Origin of the sequence: Paenibacillus sp. (assembly GCF_031177825.1) — a bacterium.
Classification (GTDB): Bacteria; Bacillota; Bacilli; order Paenibacillales; family YIM-B00363; genus Paenibacillus_AE.
Map to the genome: position 1 here is coordinate 24,340 of NZ_JAPSKE010000029.1, position 14,484 is coordinate 38,823.

Below are 14,484 nucleotides of genomic sequence, written 5' to 3' on the forward strand. Positions count from 1 at the left end.
AACCTGATTTCGTCTGCTCAGGGAAATTAGGCAGCTTGCACGGAAAAATAGGTCTGGGCGTCTTTAAAACACAGTCCGTACCAGCTGTAGCGTAACGATGTGCCGCTCGCGCCGGCGTTCCAACGGAAGCAGAACTCGTCGAGGTAGCTCTGGAGGTACTTCGTGCCGACGCCGTTGAACAGCCGGTTCATCCAGCTGCGAGCTTCCAGAATGCAGTCCCGCAGCGGGCTACGGTGCATTCGGTCGGAATTCAGCCGATGGGGCAGGGAAGATGAAATATACTTAGGCGCCAAAAAAAGATGCCCGGTATGTACAGTTCCCTGCAGCTTGAAGGCGTCTTCGACTTCTCCGATCGCTTGCCGGAATTTGCGCAGCATAAGCCACGCGGTTTTATGCTTAACGTCAATGAGGGCGGCAAGCCGCTTCGCGTTCACGCCGTTCGTAGAGGCGAGCAGTTCGATGGCCGCGGCCCACTTGGCGAGCGGCGTGCGCGTCTTGGCCATGACGGTGCCGGCCGTCACGGACGTCTGATGGCCGCACAGGCGGCATTCATAGAGCGGGAGGTGCCGCGTCGAGATCGTATAATACGCCCCGTACCCGCAGCTCGGGCAGGAAAATCCGTTCGGCCACCGCCGCCGAAAAAACAACGCCACCTGTTCCGCTTGATCCATGAACTGCGCCTCCTTTTCTCTATTATACAGAACATACATTCGCATATCAACAGAGAAATTCGAGCTCATCCTCCTGACTAGAGGAATCACCTTAGAAAGTGCCGAGGAGGGGGAAGGGGAAGAGGCCGCCCCGGCAGGCGCGAGAGAAGAGAAGGGTTCCCGGAAAAGGAAAAGCCCCCTCCAGGGGGAGGGGGCCGCGAGTCGAAGCGGGAGGTTACCGCGACGGGGCGGGTTCCCGTTTTCCAAGGCGTTCTTGAATTTGCTCTACATGGCGGTGGTCTTCGTCCAAGATTTCGTCGATCAGCTTCGCGCTCGCCGCGTCGAGTTCGCCTTCCACGATATCGTGCGAGACGTGAATGCCGTATTTATGCTCGCCTTTATAGGCCTGCGACAAAATCTCCTCGGTCGTCCGGGGCTCCCGCCGCAGCTGCGACATCCATTCCTCGACCCGGCCCGCGATGCTGACGTCGTTCGCGGCTTGCCCGCCTAAATCCTGAATCCGCTTCGCCACTCGCGCCGCTTGATCTTTCGTAGAAGCTTGCAGATGCTGCAGGAAATCTTTCAACGCCTCGTCGCTCGCTTGATGGATCAGGTGCTCGTATTGTCGAATTCCCATATAACGTCCTTGCAAAAATTCATTCAGATGCTTGATCGTCTTCGCTTTGTCCATCGTCGCGCTCCTCCGTCGTAGTTACCATATTTTAACCCAAAGTCCGCAATCTACTCCGGGAGGGCTTCACATCGACATGCGGCGCGGCTCTTCGCGAAGGACGGCGCGCACCCAGCGTTCTATCGAAGCCGGGTTTCCGCCCTCGGCGGGGGGGTGAGGGCGGAATCGCTGTTCGCGGATGCCTCGCTTCGTCCGGTACAGCGCGGACTTGACGGCGGAGACGGTCGTCCGCTGCCGCTCCGCGATCTCGGCCATGGAATAGCCGAAGTATTCGGCGAGCAGCCAAATCTCCATCTGCTGCGCCGACAATCGTTCCGCCATCCACTCGATGATTCCGCGGATTTCGATATAGTCCGCATCGAACGCGGCCTCCGGCTGCGATTCCATCCGTCCGCTCCGGACTTGCGTTCTCCGATATCGGTCGATCCACGACAGCTTGGCCGCGCGCAGCAGGAACATCTTCGTGATTTCGTACCGGTCGTGATCTTTGAAATAGACGAACGACTTCAACAGCGCTTCTTGCATCAAGTCCTCCGCGTCCCACTTCGACTTGGCTAAGTAGTGGCAGTAACCGCGAAGATCCTGAAGATGCGGCGAGACGAGCGCTTCGAAGCGGGACGCGGTCTGCATGCGACATGCCTCCTTCGACGAACGGCCCATCAGCTGAAGCGCAGCGCGTCGATCGGCTTCAGGCCGGCCGCTTTGTTCGCCGGAAACAGCCCGAAGGCGACGCCGATAACGACGGAGAAGCCGAAGGCGAGCGCGATGTTTTCGTAGGATAATACCGCATCCATATTGAGCGCCGACGAGACGGCGATCCCGACGCCTAAGCCGACGCCGACGCCGAGGAGGCCCCCCAGGCCGCTGAGCGTGATCGCTTCGATGAGGAATTGCATCAGAATGTCGCGCTTCTTGGCGCCGATCGCCTTGCGGATCCCGATCTCCCGCGTACGCTCCGTCACGGACACCAGCATGATGTTCATGATGCCGATGCCGCCGACGAGAAGCGAGATGCCGGCGATGCCGCCTAAGGCGAGCGACAGCGTATCCGTCACCGAAGATACCGTGTCCAAGACGTCCTGCTGATTGAAGACGCGATAGCTGTCCGCGTTGTTCCGGAACATGCCGGCGAGCTCCGCTTCGAGCAGCGCGGCGGTCCGGTCGACGGCGTCGGCGGACTCGACTTGAATGTACACGTTCCGAACGCCTTTGCTTTGGAACACGCGCTCCGCCGTCGTGAGCGGCACGACGACGAGCTCGTCGTTCGACCCTTGGGAGGAGTCGCCTTTCTCCGCGAGCACGCCGACGACTTTAAATCGCGTGCCGTTAATCTGGACGTACTCGCCGATCGGGTCGGCGAAGCCGAACAAGTCGGCGGCCGTCGTCGAACCGAGCACCGCGATTTTCTGATAGAAGTCCAGATCGATCTGAGAGACGAACCTTCCTGCGGACACCTCGTAGTCGCGGACGTCGGCGTATTGCGCGTTCGTGCCGACGACGCTGACGGAGACGCTGTCCGTGCCGTACCTCACCGTACCGTTGTTCGCGTTGTACGGCGCTGCGTATTCGACGCCTTCGAGCTCGCCGAGGCTCGTCGCTTGGTCGTAGGCGAGCGTCGACGTGCTGCCGCGCCCGAGGATATTGACGGTCAGCAGGTTCGTCCCGAGCCCTTGCACCTGCTCGGTCACCTGCTTCGTGGCGCCTTGTCCGATCGCGACGAGGGCGATCACCGCGGCGACGCCGATGATGATGCCGAGCATCGTCAGGAGCGACCGCATCTTGTTGCCCAAGATGCTCTTGAACGCCATCTTAAAGCCCTGGCTGAAGTTCATGTTCCGCCGCGTCCTCCTCTCCGATCCGCCCGTCCGAAATGCGGACGACGCGGCCCGCCTGACGCGCGATATCCAAGTCGTGCGTAATGAGGATGATGGTGTGCCCGGCGCGGTTCAGCTCGCGGATGAGCGACATGACCTCGCGGCCGGTCTTCGTATCCAAGGCGCCGGTCGGCTCGTCGGCCAGAAGCACCGGCGGCGAGCCGACGAGCGCCCGGGCGATCGCGACGCGCTGCTGCTGCCCGCCGGACAGCTCGAGCGGCGTATGATGCATGCGTTCCTCGAGCCCTACCTTGCGGAGCGCCTCGACCGACAGCTCTCTTCGCCGAGCGGAGGGGAGTCCGCCGTAAATGAGAGGCAATTCGACGTTTTCCAGGGCGCTGAGTTTCGGGAGTAAATTGAATCCTTGGAAAATGAACCCGATCTTCCGATTCCGAATTTCCGCCAATCGGTTGTCCTTCAGTGCGCTTACTTCCTCGCCGTCCAGCCAATACTCCCCTCCGGTGGGAGCGTCCAAGCAGCCGAGCACGTTCATGAGCGTCGACTTGCCGGAGCCGGAAGGCCCGATGATGGCGACGAAATCGCCCCGGTCGATCGTAAGCGATACGTCGTCGAGCGCTTTGACGATTTCGCCGCCCATGCGGTATTGCTTCGACAAGCGCTCGATGCGGATAAGGGCGGGCGTCGGGGCGGCCATCAGTTCCGTCCTCCCCCGGCCCCGCCGCCGAAGCCGCCGGGCGCTCCGCCGCCGCCGCCGAAGCTCCCGGGCACGGCGCCTCCGCCGAAGCCGCCGAAGCCGCCGAAGCCGAAACCGGCGGACGCGGCGCCCGGAGCGGTCGAGGAGGCGGCCGTCGTCGTCGGGACGATGACCTCGTCGCCCTCCGCCAAGCCGGAGACGATCTCGATGCTGTCCTCGTTATGAATGCCGACCTCGACGAAGACGCGGCTTTGCCCGGCCGCCGCGCCGCCGCCGAAGCCTCCGGCTTGCCCCCGCCCCGTCGGCGCGCCGTCGCCCGAAGGCCGCTGCGGCGCCGCTTGGCCTTCCGCCTGCCTTTGCTGCGCCGGGGGGGACTGGCGCTGCTCCGTCGATCCTTCGGCGCCCGCTCCGGTCGGCGCTTCCGCTCCCGTCGCGGCAGCGGCCGGCGCGGCGTCTTCGGCGGACGGGACCGACACGAAGTATTGGCCGCGGAACGACTGCACCGCATCGATCGGCAGAAACAGCGCGTCCGCCTTCTTCGCCGTCACGATGCTCGCTTCGGCGGACATGCCCGCCTTGAGACCGTCGATGTCCGTCAGCAAGACGGTCACGTCGAAGCTTGCGACTCCGTTATTGGCAGTGCCTTCCTCGGCGATGTCGGCGACTTGCCCGGCGTATACCGCGTTCGGGAGGGCGTCGACCAACACGGTCGCTTCCTGGCCGAGCGCCACTTCGGCGATATCGAGCTCGTCGACGCCGACGACCATCTTCATGACGGCGAAGTCGACGACTTCGCCGAGCTCGGCGTCTTCCCGCAGCGCGTCGCCCGGCTCGACGTCGAAGCCGGACAGCTTGCCGTCGATCGGCGCCGTGATCGGGTCGATCGCATCCTCGTCTTGAAGCGAGGCGATCTCGGCTTCCAACGATCGAATCGTCAACTCCTGCTTCTTGATGTTGATGCCGATCGTTTGCTGCGCCGTATCCCCGCTTTCGGCCGCCTCCTTGAATTGAAGCTGCAGCTGTTCCAGCTCCAATCGCTGACGCTCGAGCTCGATCCGCTTGCTCTCGAGCTGATCCGCCGCGTCCTCTTGTTCGAACGTCAACAGGACGTCGCCTTTCTTCACCGTGTCGCCGTCTTGAAAGAACACCTCCTCGACCGTCCCCGCCGCGCTCGAGACGATCGTCTTCCGTTCCGCGGGCTCGATGCTTCCGGTGCCGCCGATCGAGGACACGAGCTCCCCTTTGCGAACCGTCGTCGTGACCGCCGCGGACGCCGTCGGCGCCGGCTCCTCGTTCCAGTACAGCCACCCGGCGGCCGATCCGCCGACCAAGGCGACGCCGAGTCCCGCGATCCACCATTTCTTTTTCATTCGAATCGATTCACCCTTCCCAGACCATAGGCTTGCCAACTGTCACAAATTATGGAGGCGGAACCTGAAACGAAGATGAAACCCAACTGAACGTTCGCTGAAAGTTTTAAGACTCGAATTGCTTCCGTCGCAGTCTTATAATGGAAGCAAATGAGAGGGTGGACCGGATGAAGATTAAGGTGCTTATAGCGGACGATAACGCGTTCGTCCGGGAAGGAATGAAAATTATTCTGTCGACCTTCGACGACATCGAGGTGTCGGCGACGGTGCAGGACGGCGCGGAAGCCTCGGATTACTGCGAACGGCACGAGGTGGACGTGGCGCTGCTCGACGTCCGGATGCCGAATATGAACGGCGTAGAAGCGACGAAGCGGATCGCCGAGCGAACGAAGACGAAGCCGCTCATCCTGACGACGTTCGACGACGACCGATTTATCGTCGAGGCGATCAAGAACGGAGCGAAGGGGTATTTGCTCAAGAACAACGACCCGGAGCGCATCCGAGACGCGATCAAAACGGTGCATTACGGGCACAACGTGCTTCAGGACGAAGCGCTGGAAAAGCTGAAGTCCGGTTTAGCCGCGGAGGAGGAGCGCGGCGCGGCTCGACGCGCCGACATCGACCTCGCGCCGTTCACGGAGCGGGAACTGGACATTATGACGTTCATCGCCAAAGGAGCGACGAACAAGGAAATTTCGAAGAAGCTGTTTCTGTCCGAGGGCACCGTCGCGAACCATATCACCTCGATTCTCGGCAAGACGGGATTGACCCACCGCACGCAAATCGCGATCTATTACTTGACGGGGGAAGTGCACCCTAGTGAATAACGAGAAAGACCCGAGGACGTATTGGCCGCTGCTTGGGAAGGGCTTGTTCTTGCTGTCGGCGATCGGGGTCGCGTCCGTCGAGGAAGGCGCCGTCTCGGCGCCGTTCGTCTTGTTCGTGCTCTTGTACGCATGCGCCGCGATCGCATCGAGCCTGCCGCGAGCGGCTAGCTGGCGAACGGGGTTGTCCGCGGCGCCGATCGCGGTCGTCTTGGCCGCCGCCGTCGTCGCTCACCCGGCGCTGCTCCTGCTGCTCCCGATCCAACTGTGCGAGCTCGCGGCGAACGCGACGCACAATCGTTGGGCCGCGGCGCTGCTTCTGCTCGCGCCGCTCCCTTACGTCCCCGAGCGGCTTTGGTTCGCATACGGGCTCGCCGCCGCGTTCAGCCTCCTGTTCGTCGCGATGCTGGACGAGCTCGAGACCCGGTCGCGAACGGACCGGATCGAGGCGGAACGGTTCCGCCGCGAGTTGGAGCGGGTACGGACGCGATTGGACGAGCAGCAAGACTACGTTCGGCAGTTCGAGTATACGTACGCGTTGGAGGAGCGCAACCGGTTGTCGCAGCAAATCCATGATTCGATCGGCCATTCCATCGCGGGCGCGTTAATCCAGATGGAGGCGGCCAAGCGGTTGCTCGACGCGGACCGGGAGAAGTCGGCAGAGCTGTTGGGGAACGCGATCCGCATCTCGAAGGAAGGCATCGACGACATTCGCCGCGTGCTTAAGGGGGCGAAGCCGCCCGCGGAGCAGCTCGGCATTCAACGGATGAAATTGTTCATCGACGAATTCGCCGCCGCGCATCCGATCAAGACGGCGTTCACGTATGAAGGCGACGTGGATTTGATTCCGCCGGTGTACTGGAAGATCATCCGCGAGAACGTGAAGGAAGCGCTGACCAACGCGATGAAATACGCCGGCGCGGCATCCGTCTCCGTCCATGTGCAGGTGCTGAACACGATGGTCAAGGCGGTCGTCTCGGACGACGGCAAGGGCGCGCCCCGCGTAGTGAAGGGACTCGGGTTGATCGGCATGGAAGAGCGGGCGGCCTCGGCGAACGGAACGGTCGTCGCGGACGGGTCGAGGGGCTTTACGGTAACGACGCTGCTGCCGTTCTCCGAAAGAACATGAACTTTCTCATACGCAAGGGATGAACTTGTGCACTGCCGCGGTTCATCCCTTTTTGATTATGATTGAGGTATACAGAAGAAGCAGGGAGGGCGACGGATTGAACGTACTGGACATGAAACGGCTGACCAAGAAGTTCGGCGATTTTATCGCGGTGGACGGCATCACCCTGTCGGTCCGCGAAGGGGAAATCTTCGGCTTCCTCGGGGCGAACGGCGCGGGGAAGAGCACGACGATTCACATGATCGCATCGCTGCTGTCGATCTCTTCGGGGGAAATCGAATTGCTCGGCAAGAGTATCGCGAAGCATCCTCGATTCGCCAAGTCGAACATCGGGATCGTGCCTCAAGATTTGGCGATTTACGAGGAGATGACGGCATTGGAGAACGTGCGGTTTTTCGCCGGGCTCTACGGGCTGGGCGGCTCGGAATTGAAGCGGCGCGCAGAGGAAGCGCTGGCGTTCGTCGGACTCGCGGACAAGGCGAAGAGCTACCCGAAGCACTTTTCGGGCGGGATGAAGCGGCGTCTGAACATCGCCTGCGCCATCGCCCATAAGCCGAAGCTGATCATTATGGACGAACCGACGGTCGGCATCGACCCGCAATCGAGGAATTATATCTTGAACTCCGTGCGGCAGCTGAACGAGACGGGGTGCACGATATTATACACGAGTCATTACATGGAAGAGGTCGAGGAAATTTGTACGCGGATCGCGATTATCGACCACGGCAAAATCATCGCCGACGGAACGAAGGAGCAGCTGAAAGCGATCGTGACCGACCGGAAGGAGATCGACATCGAGGTGCGCGGCGCGGGAGGCCTCGATCTCGCCGAGCTGAGGCGCGTTCCCGGCGTCCTGTCGGCGGAGCTCGAGGAGAACGTCTTGCGCGTCGCCTCCGCCGCCGAGGTTCGGAATTTAAACCGCATTCTCGAGCGGCTTATGACGGACGGCGTCGACATTCGCGCGGTGAAAGCGCGGGAACCGAGCTTGGAGCAGGTGTTCTTGACATTGACGGGCAGAAGCCTGCGGGACGATTGATTTCGGACCCGAGGAGATGGGGGTGGAAAGCTTGAACGCGTTACGAATCGCAGGCAAAGAAATCATAACCAATATCCGGGACGTGAAAATGCTCATCTTCATGCTGGCGACGCCCGTGCTGCTCATTTTGATTCTCGGCTCGCTGCTGTCGAGCGCCTTCCAAGGCGGCGGCGCGGAGGTCGGCGAGATTCGCGTATGGGTTCGGGACGACGCGGCCGACGGCGAACTGACGGAAGCTTGGAACGCGTTCGCGAAGGAAGCGGCAGGCTCCGGCATCGCGTTCGAAGCGGCCGCGCCGGGGACGGACGTCGAGGGCGACATCCGGTCCGGGCGTTACGCCGGTCTCGTGACGCTGACCGACACCGGCATCGAGTACGCCGGGAACGAACGAGGCGCGGCCGCGAACGGTATCGTCGCGGGGCTGCTGACGTCGTTCGCGGACGCTCGGAACGTCGCCGCGGCGATCGGCGCTCCGCCGTCCGCAGGAGGCTTCGTGCGAAGCGCCGCCGCGGAGACGCAAGCGAAGCCCGGAGCGCTGGATTATTACGCCGTCGCCGTGACGACGATGATTATTTTGTACGGCGCGCTCACGGCCGGCGGGCTGATCGAGGAGGAGCGGAAGCGGAACACGGCGCTCCGGCTTGCGGCGGCGCCCGTCTCCAAAGCGGCCGTCTTCGCGGGGAAGGTCGGGGGCTCCGTCGCGATGAATGCGGTCTTCATCGCGATCGTCGTCCTGATCAGCAAGTGGATGTTCGGCGCCGAATGGGGGGACGATCTCGGCGTCGTGTTCCTCGTGCTGCTGTCCCAGATCGTCTTCGCGATCAGCTTGGGCCTCGGCGTCAGCTATGTGTTCAAGGGAAGCGCCGCCGGCGCGGTGACGTTGACGATCGTGCAGCTGGAGTGCTTCTTCGGCGGGGCGTATACCCCGACGAGCGCCATGACGGGATGGATGGGGACGATTTCGAATGTTTCCCCGCTCGCGCGGACGAACGAGGCCATACTCCAGATTATCTACGCGGACCGCTTGGCGGCGGCGCTTCCCGCGGTACTATGGAACGTCGGCATGGCCGCGCTGCTGTTAACGGTCGCCGCGTGGACGATGCGCAAGCGGGAGGGACTATAATGAAGGATACGATGCGGTTCTTCCGGAAGGCGCTGCTGACGTCGTTCCGCGAAGGGAAACCATGGATTTTCGCCGTTGCGATTCCGGTCGTCGGCCTCCTTCTCTCGTCCGTCATCTACGGCGGAACGGGATCGGCCGACGCGACCGTCGGCATCGTGAATCGGGACGTCGGCCAACGGCTCGCGACGGACGCTGTCGCGTATATCGAGGCGCTCGAGGGCGTCGGGACCCGCGAGTTCGCCGCTTCGGAGGCGGCCGAAGCCGGCGCTCTGCTGCACGAGGGCGAAATGGAGGCGGTGCTGACGTTCCCCGAGGGGTTCGCGGCGGGTCTCGTCGGCGGCGCCCCGCCGCCGGCCGACATGGAGTCGAGCCCGGACAGCTTGGCCGCGAAGCGCGTCGCCGAATTCCTTGACGCGTACATCGGGCAGGTCGCTTCCCTCGGGCGAGCGGCGCAAGGAGACGAGGCGTCGTTCCGCGCTTTATACGACGAGTTCCGCAAGGCCGAGTTCGGCGTAACGACTCGGACGGTCGAAGACGTCTCCGCGTCCCGCGCCATGGCGAGGCAATCCGTAGGGTATTTGCTCTTCCTCATGTTGTTTTCCGCCGTTCATCAGTCGAGCGCCTTCCTGCGGGAGAATGAACACCGTACGTACTTCCGCATCCTGGCGTCGCCGGCGTCTCCGGCGGCGTACGTCGTCGCGAACGCGGCCGTGAACCTCCTCGTGTTGACGGTTCAGATCGCGGTGATGCTGTTCGTAATGGGGACGTTCTTCCGGATGGACCCGGGCGTCCCGTTCTGGCAGCTGTTTCTGTTGCTGCAGCTGTTCGCGCTGACGGCGATCGGGGCGTCGCTCGCGATCGTCTCGATCGCCGGCAGTTCGCTCAAAGTCGGCGCTATGCAAAACGCGATTTTCCTCCCGACGAGCCTTATAGCGGGCTGCATGTTCCCGACCGACGCGATGCCGGAGGCGCTCAAGCGAATTGCGGATTTCCTGCCGCAGCATTGGCTGCTGGAGACGTTGGACGCGATGCAGCGCGGAAGCCCGCTCGGCGCCTTGACCCTCAACTTCTCGATCCTGCTCGCCTTCGCCGCCGCGTTGACGCTCGTCGCCGTCTATCGCTTCGGTCGGAACGATACGATGCGGAGTTTTTATTAAGATGCAAGATGCATACGCGCGCCGATCCTGTGCACTCTATATGGGGGAAAATGTGGATCGAGACAGGAGGGGTACGGTGAAGCATCAATTGACGAAGCTCGTGTCCGACAAAACCGGATTGTCGGAGGCGTTGTCGAACGAGGCGGTCGAGACGATCGTCGGGTATTTCCGAACGCGGCTGCCGGCCGAAATCGCGAACCAAATCGATAATTTGGCCCAAGGCGAGGATCCGGACAACTTGCGGGACGTCGACGAAGATTCGGTCATGTAATTTTGCGGTTTCCAGAAAGCTCCTTCGCGCTCTCCTTCGAGGCGAAGGAGTTTTTTTTCGTATGAACTTAGAAAAGTAAACATCGTACCGAGAAAAGTATACGAGTTGAACGCCGAGCGGCCGTTCCGGGCCGGAAGGGTCGATTTATCGCTTTCCTTCTTCCAAAATGAAGCTACAATAGAAGAACGTGAAAACGATTTTATGGGCGGCGGAACGGAGGTTCGAAAGCGATGCATACGGTCATCTTAGTAGACGACGAAGTGTTCGTTCGAATCGGTCTAAGAAATTTAATAGATTGGAATAGTCTTGGGTACGACATTATCGACGAGGCGGATAACGGCGAAGACGCGCTCGAGCTGATCGAGCGCAAGAAGCCGGATCTGGTCGTCACCGATATCCGCATGCCGGCGGTGGACGGATTGGAGTTGATCGGGCGGGCGCGGAGCGCCCAATCGAACGCGTGCTTCATCATCATCAGCGGGTATAACGACTTCGGTTACGCCCAGAAGGCGGTCCGGTACGGGGTGCACGACTTTATCCTGAAGCCGATCGACGAGCGGGAGCTGACCGACGCGTTGACGCAGCTGCACCGCAAGATCGCCGAGAACAAGCTGTTCGACTTAAGGAACGGCGACTTGCGGAAGGAGCGCATCGTCGATGCGTTGATCCGCGGCGACTTCGAGGACGAACAGCTCGAGGAATGGGCGAAGGAGCTGAAGGTCGACCGCGCGAAGGAGATTCATTATGCGTTCCTTGAAGTGAACGACGTTCATCCTTGGAACGCGCCGGAGCCGCCTTCCGCGGAGCAGTGGAGAGAGATCATCCGCCGGCGCATCGTCGAAGCGGGCTTCGCGGAGGCCGAGGACGACGCGTTCTTGAAGGAGCATCATGGCAGATTCGGATTGTTGATCGCTTGCGGCGAGGCGTCCGGGCCGCGCGGCGACGCGGCGGCGTACGCCGCCAAGCTGCGGCAGGCCGTATCCGACGCCGTCGGGGCGGTCGTTTACCTCTACTTGGGCAGGCCCGTCTCGCGCCTCGCCGAGCTGCGGGACTCGTATCTTTCCGCCAAGGATGCGCTGCAGCTGAAGTTCGCTCGACCGGACAGCCAAGTCATCTATTGTCCCGATCCCGGGGAGGGTTCCGCGAATTACGTCGTCGCGGACGACGCGTTCCGCCGTCAGCTCATGGAGAGCATCGAGGAGAAAGACGCGGCGCGGATCGCGGAGCAGGTCGAAGCGACGTTCCGCGAATTCAAGGAGCGCCGCTTCGCGCCGGAAGCGGTGAAGTCGGCGATCCGCCAAGTGGTGGCCGGCGTGCTGACGCTGATCCGGAGCATGGAGGGAGACGATCGGGCGCTGACCACGCTCGAGCCGATCGTCGGCTGGCAGGATTTGAATGTGTCGCCCGGCGAGCTGAAGCGGCTGTTCCTGAATTTCGTCCTGGAGAGCGCGGAGGAAATCGCAAGGCTCCGGAAGGACTGCGTCAAGGGCGGCATTCAGAAGATCAAAACCTATATCGAAGCCCATTACAACGAGAACATCAGCTTAAAGAGCATCGCTTCGATTTTCTTCATGAATCCGGTGTATTTGGGTCAGCTGTTCAAGAAGACGTACGGCGTTCATTTCAATGAATTTCTGCTGCAAATTCGAATCGGCGAAGCGAAGAAGCTGCTGCGCCAGACCGACCTTCGGGTGTACGAGATCGCGGAGAAGGTGGGCTTCGGCAGCGCGGACTACTTCGTCACCCGATTCGAGAAGCTCGAGCGGATGACGCCGACGGAATATCGAAACAAGCTGCTCGAAAAAAAATAACATAGGCGAAGGAATGGGACATGTGAAGCTGACCTTCGATAACGTCCGGCTCCGCGACAAAATGCTTATCGTCTACATCTTGTCCGTCTTCGTGCCGATCGTGTTTACGAACATCGTCTTTTACCACGTGACGATCGACAACGTTCGGGAACAGCGAATGCAGGACATCTCCCGCGCGATCGAACAAATCCGGCAGGAATTCCGCGCCGAAATCGAGGATGCGGTCAGCATCTCGGGCGTGTTTTATACGGATTTACTCCTGAACGAAATCCTGGAAGCGGATTACGCGAGCCCGATCGAATACATCGAGGCGTACGATTCATATTTACGCAGAGTCTTGAACAGCTACGCGCCCGTATACCATTCCGTGCAAGCGATTACGGTGTACGTCGATAATCCCACGATGCTTCACTCCGGGGGGATCGGCTACATCTCGGAGGAGGTCCGAAACGCGGCGTGGTATCGCGTCGTCACCGAGGCGAAATATTCCGCGCCGGTGTTTATGCGCACCGAAACGGGCGGCGTGAAGGATACGTTCAGCATCGTTCGCAAGATGAATTTCGTCGACGGACAGAACAAACGCGAGAAAATATTGAAAATCGACCTTCGGACGTCGGCGTTGCGGCAAATCTTCTCGAATCTCAATTTGCAGGGAAATCTGTACCTCGTGAACGAGAACGGCGCGATCGAATATACGACGGACCGAACGATCGATTGGATGAGAGAAAAGCGAAATTTCAACGAACTTCCGCTGCCCGAAGGCACGTTGACGCTGGAGTCGGGCACGGAAACCGAGTACGCCGCTTATTTGAACGGCTGGCGCGTCGTCGGCACGATTTCCGAAGACGAAGTGCTTAAGGAAGTGCGCAAATCCCGGGAATTTATCATCTTGCTCGCCAGCATCAATATGGTCATTCCGACCCTGATCATCGTATGGTTTACGAAATCGCTCAGCGATCGGCTGGCCCGCATCTTAAAGCATATGAAAAAAGTGAAAAACCAGCAGTACGATACGATCGACCGGGCGGATTCGCGAGACGAGATCGGGCAGCTGACGAGCGAATTCAATCGCATGACGCTGCAGGTCAAGAGTTTGATTCAAGACGTATACCTCGCGGATTTGCAGAAGAAGGAGCACGAGCTGCAGACTCGGTACGCCCAGCTGAACGCGCTCCAAAGCCAGATCAACCCGCATTTCCTGTTCAACTCGCTCGAGACGATTCGCATGCGCAGTCTGCTCAAGCAGGAAACCGAAACGGCAAAAATTATCCAGAATATGGCGAAAATATTCCGCAATTCGCTCGCTTGGCGCAAAGACACCGTCACCATACGGGAAGAGATGGAATTCATCAATTGCTTCCTCGAAATCCAGAAATACCGCTTCGGCGATAAATTGAATTACCGCCTGCAAGTCGACGAATCGGCTTACGACTGCCAAGTGCCGAAGATGGCGTTCCTGCCGTTCGTGGAAAACGCCAGCATTCACGGCGTAGAGCCGCTGAAGGGCTGCGGGCGGATCGAGCTCGAGATCGGCCGGACGGCCGATACGCTCTTATTTACGTTACAGGATAACGGCGTCGGGATGGACGAAGAGAAGATCCGACGCCTCCATGGATACTTGGAGGGAGAGGAAGAGATGGGCGACCGGATCGGCGTCCAAAACGTCATCTATCGCTTAAAGCTGTATTACGGCGGCAGGTTTCTGCTTCGGTTCGAAAGCGAGCCGGGCCGCGGTACCGTCGTACGCATGGAAATACCGCTGCAGGACGTTGCGCCCCCTTCGACGTAATGTGTGGTTTTCTAAGTACGAACTTTAGATTGTCAGGTTACCGAAAAACCGGCTGTTTTCTATACTGAGAATGAAAGTGCTTACAACAAAATGAAAGGGGTTTA

At 60.5% G+C, this 14,484-nt stretch carries 14 protein-coding genes; 8 read left to right on the forward strand and 6 right to left on the reverse strand.

Annotated features, from left to right (window positions below; all coding sequences use genetic code 11):
- Positions 1-26: 26 nt before the first annotated feature.
- The 6 genes from RIN49_RS23735 to RIN49_RS23760 all read right to left on the reverse strand — a co-directional run bounded on the left by RIN49_RS23735 (position 27) and on the right by RIN49_RS23760 (position 5,240).
- The gene (locus RIN49_RS23735; protein WP_309122632.1) at positions 27-671 is read right to left on the reverse strand and encodes a transposase; all 645 of its coding nucleotides are present in this window, start codon (positions 669-671) and stop codon (positions 27-29) included.
- Positions 672-885: 214 nt separating this feature from the next.
- Complete coding sequence (locus tag RIN49_RS23740; protein ID WP_309122633.1) at positions 886-1,341, reverse strand: ferritin-like domain-containing protein; 456 nt, start codon at positions 1,339-1,341, stop codon at positions 886-888.
- A gap of 66 nt (positions 1,342-1,407) precedes the next feature.
- On the reverse strand, positions 1,408-1,971 hold the full coding sequence (locus RIN49_RS23745) for an RNA polymerase sigma factor (protein WP_309122634.1): 564 nt from the start codon (positions 1,969-1,971) through the stop codon (positions 1,408-1,410).
- Between the two features lie 29 nt (positions 1,972-2,000).
- Positions 2,001-3,173: an ABC transporter permease gene (locus tag RIN49_RS23750; protein WP_309122635.1), complete on the reverse strand. Its 1,173-nt coding sequence runs from the start codon at positions 3,171-3,173 to the stop codon at positions 2,001-2,003.
- A complete protein-coding gene (locus RIN49_RS23755; protein ID WP_309122636.1) occupies positions 3,151-3,870 on the reverse strand; it encodes an ABC transporter ATP-binding protein in 720 nt (239 codons plus the stop codon). The genes RIN49_RS23750 and RIN49_RS23755 overlap by 23 nt, the downstream gene beginning before the upstream one ends.
- On the reverse strand, positions 3,870-5,240 hold the full coding sequence (locus RIN49_RS23760) for an efflux RND transporter periplasmic adaptor subunit (RefSeq protein WP_309122637.1): 1,371 nt from the start codon (positions 5,238-5,240) through the stop codon (positions 3,870-3,872). Before RIN49_RS23760 ends, RIN49_RS23755 begins: the two co-directional genes overlap by 1 nt.
- Positions 5,241-5,407: 167 nt before the next feature.
- Here RIN49_RS23760 and RIN49_RS23765 point away from each other — a divergent pair, with 167 nt between their 5' ends.
- From RIN49_RS23765 to RIN49_RS23800, 8 genes are all read left to right on the forward strand, one after another.
- Entirely contained in the window at positions 5,408-6,067 is a 660-nt protein-coding gene (locus RIN49_RS23765) for a response regulator transcription factor (RefSeq protein ID WP_309122638.1), read from the forward strand.
- The gene (locus RIN49_RS23770) at positions 6,060-7,193 is read left to right on the forward strand and encodes a sensor histidine kinase (protein ID WP_309122639.1); all 1,134 of its coding nucleotides are present in this window, start codon (positions 6,060-6,062) and stop codon (positions 7,191-7,193) included. The genes RIN49_RS23765 and RIN49_RS23770 overlap by 8 nt, the downstream gene beginning before the upstream one ends.
- 97 nt (positions 7,194-7,290) lie before the next feature.
- Complete coding sequence (locus RIN49_RS23775) at positions 7,291-8,229, forward strand: ABC transporter ATP-binding protein (RefSeq protein WP_309122640.1); 939 nt, start codon at positions 7,291-7,293, stop codon at positions 8,227-8,229.
- A gap of 22 nt (positions 8,230-8,251) precedes the next feature.
- Positions 8,252-9,352, forward strand: coding sequence for an ABC transporter permease (locus tag RIN49_RS23780; RefSeq protein WP_309122641.1), 1,101 nt, complete (start codon positions 8,252-8,254; stop codon positions 9,350-9,352).
- A complete protein-coding gene (locus RIN49_RS23785; RefSeq protein ID WP_309122642.1) occupies positions 9,352-10,509 on the forward strand; it encodes an ABC transporter permease in 1,158 nt (385 codons plus the stop codon). Before RIN49_RS23780 ends, RIN49_RS23785 begins: the two co-directional genes overlap by 1 nt.
- A 76-nt stretch (positions 10,510-10,585) precedes the next feature.
- Positions 10,586-10,780 carry a hypothetical protein gene (locus RIN49_RS23790; protein WP_138197577.1) on the forward strand — a complete coding sequence of 65 codons (195 nt, stop codon included), beginning with the start codon at positions 10,586-10,588 and terminating at the stop codon, positions 10,778-10,780.
- 230 nt (positions 10,781-11,010) lie between these two features.
- Positions 11,011-12,591, forward strand: coding sequence for a response regulator transcription factor (locus tag RIN49_RS23795; protein ID WP_309122643.1), 1,581 nt, complete (start codon positions 11,011-11,013; stop codon positions 12,589-12,591).
- Positions 12,592-12,604: 13 nt separating this feature from the next.
- A complete protein-coding gene (locus RIN49_RS23800) occupies positions 12,605-14,380 on the forward strand; it encodes a sensor histidine kinase (RefSeq protein ID WP_309122644.1) in 1,776 nt (591 codons plus the stop codon).
- Positions 14,381-14,484: the final 104 nt, after the last annotated feature.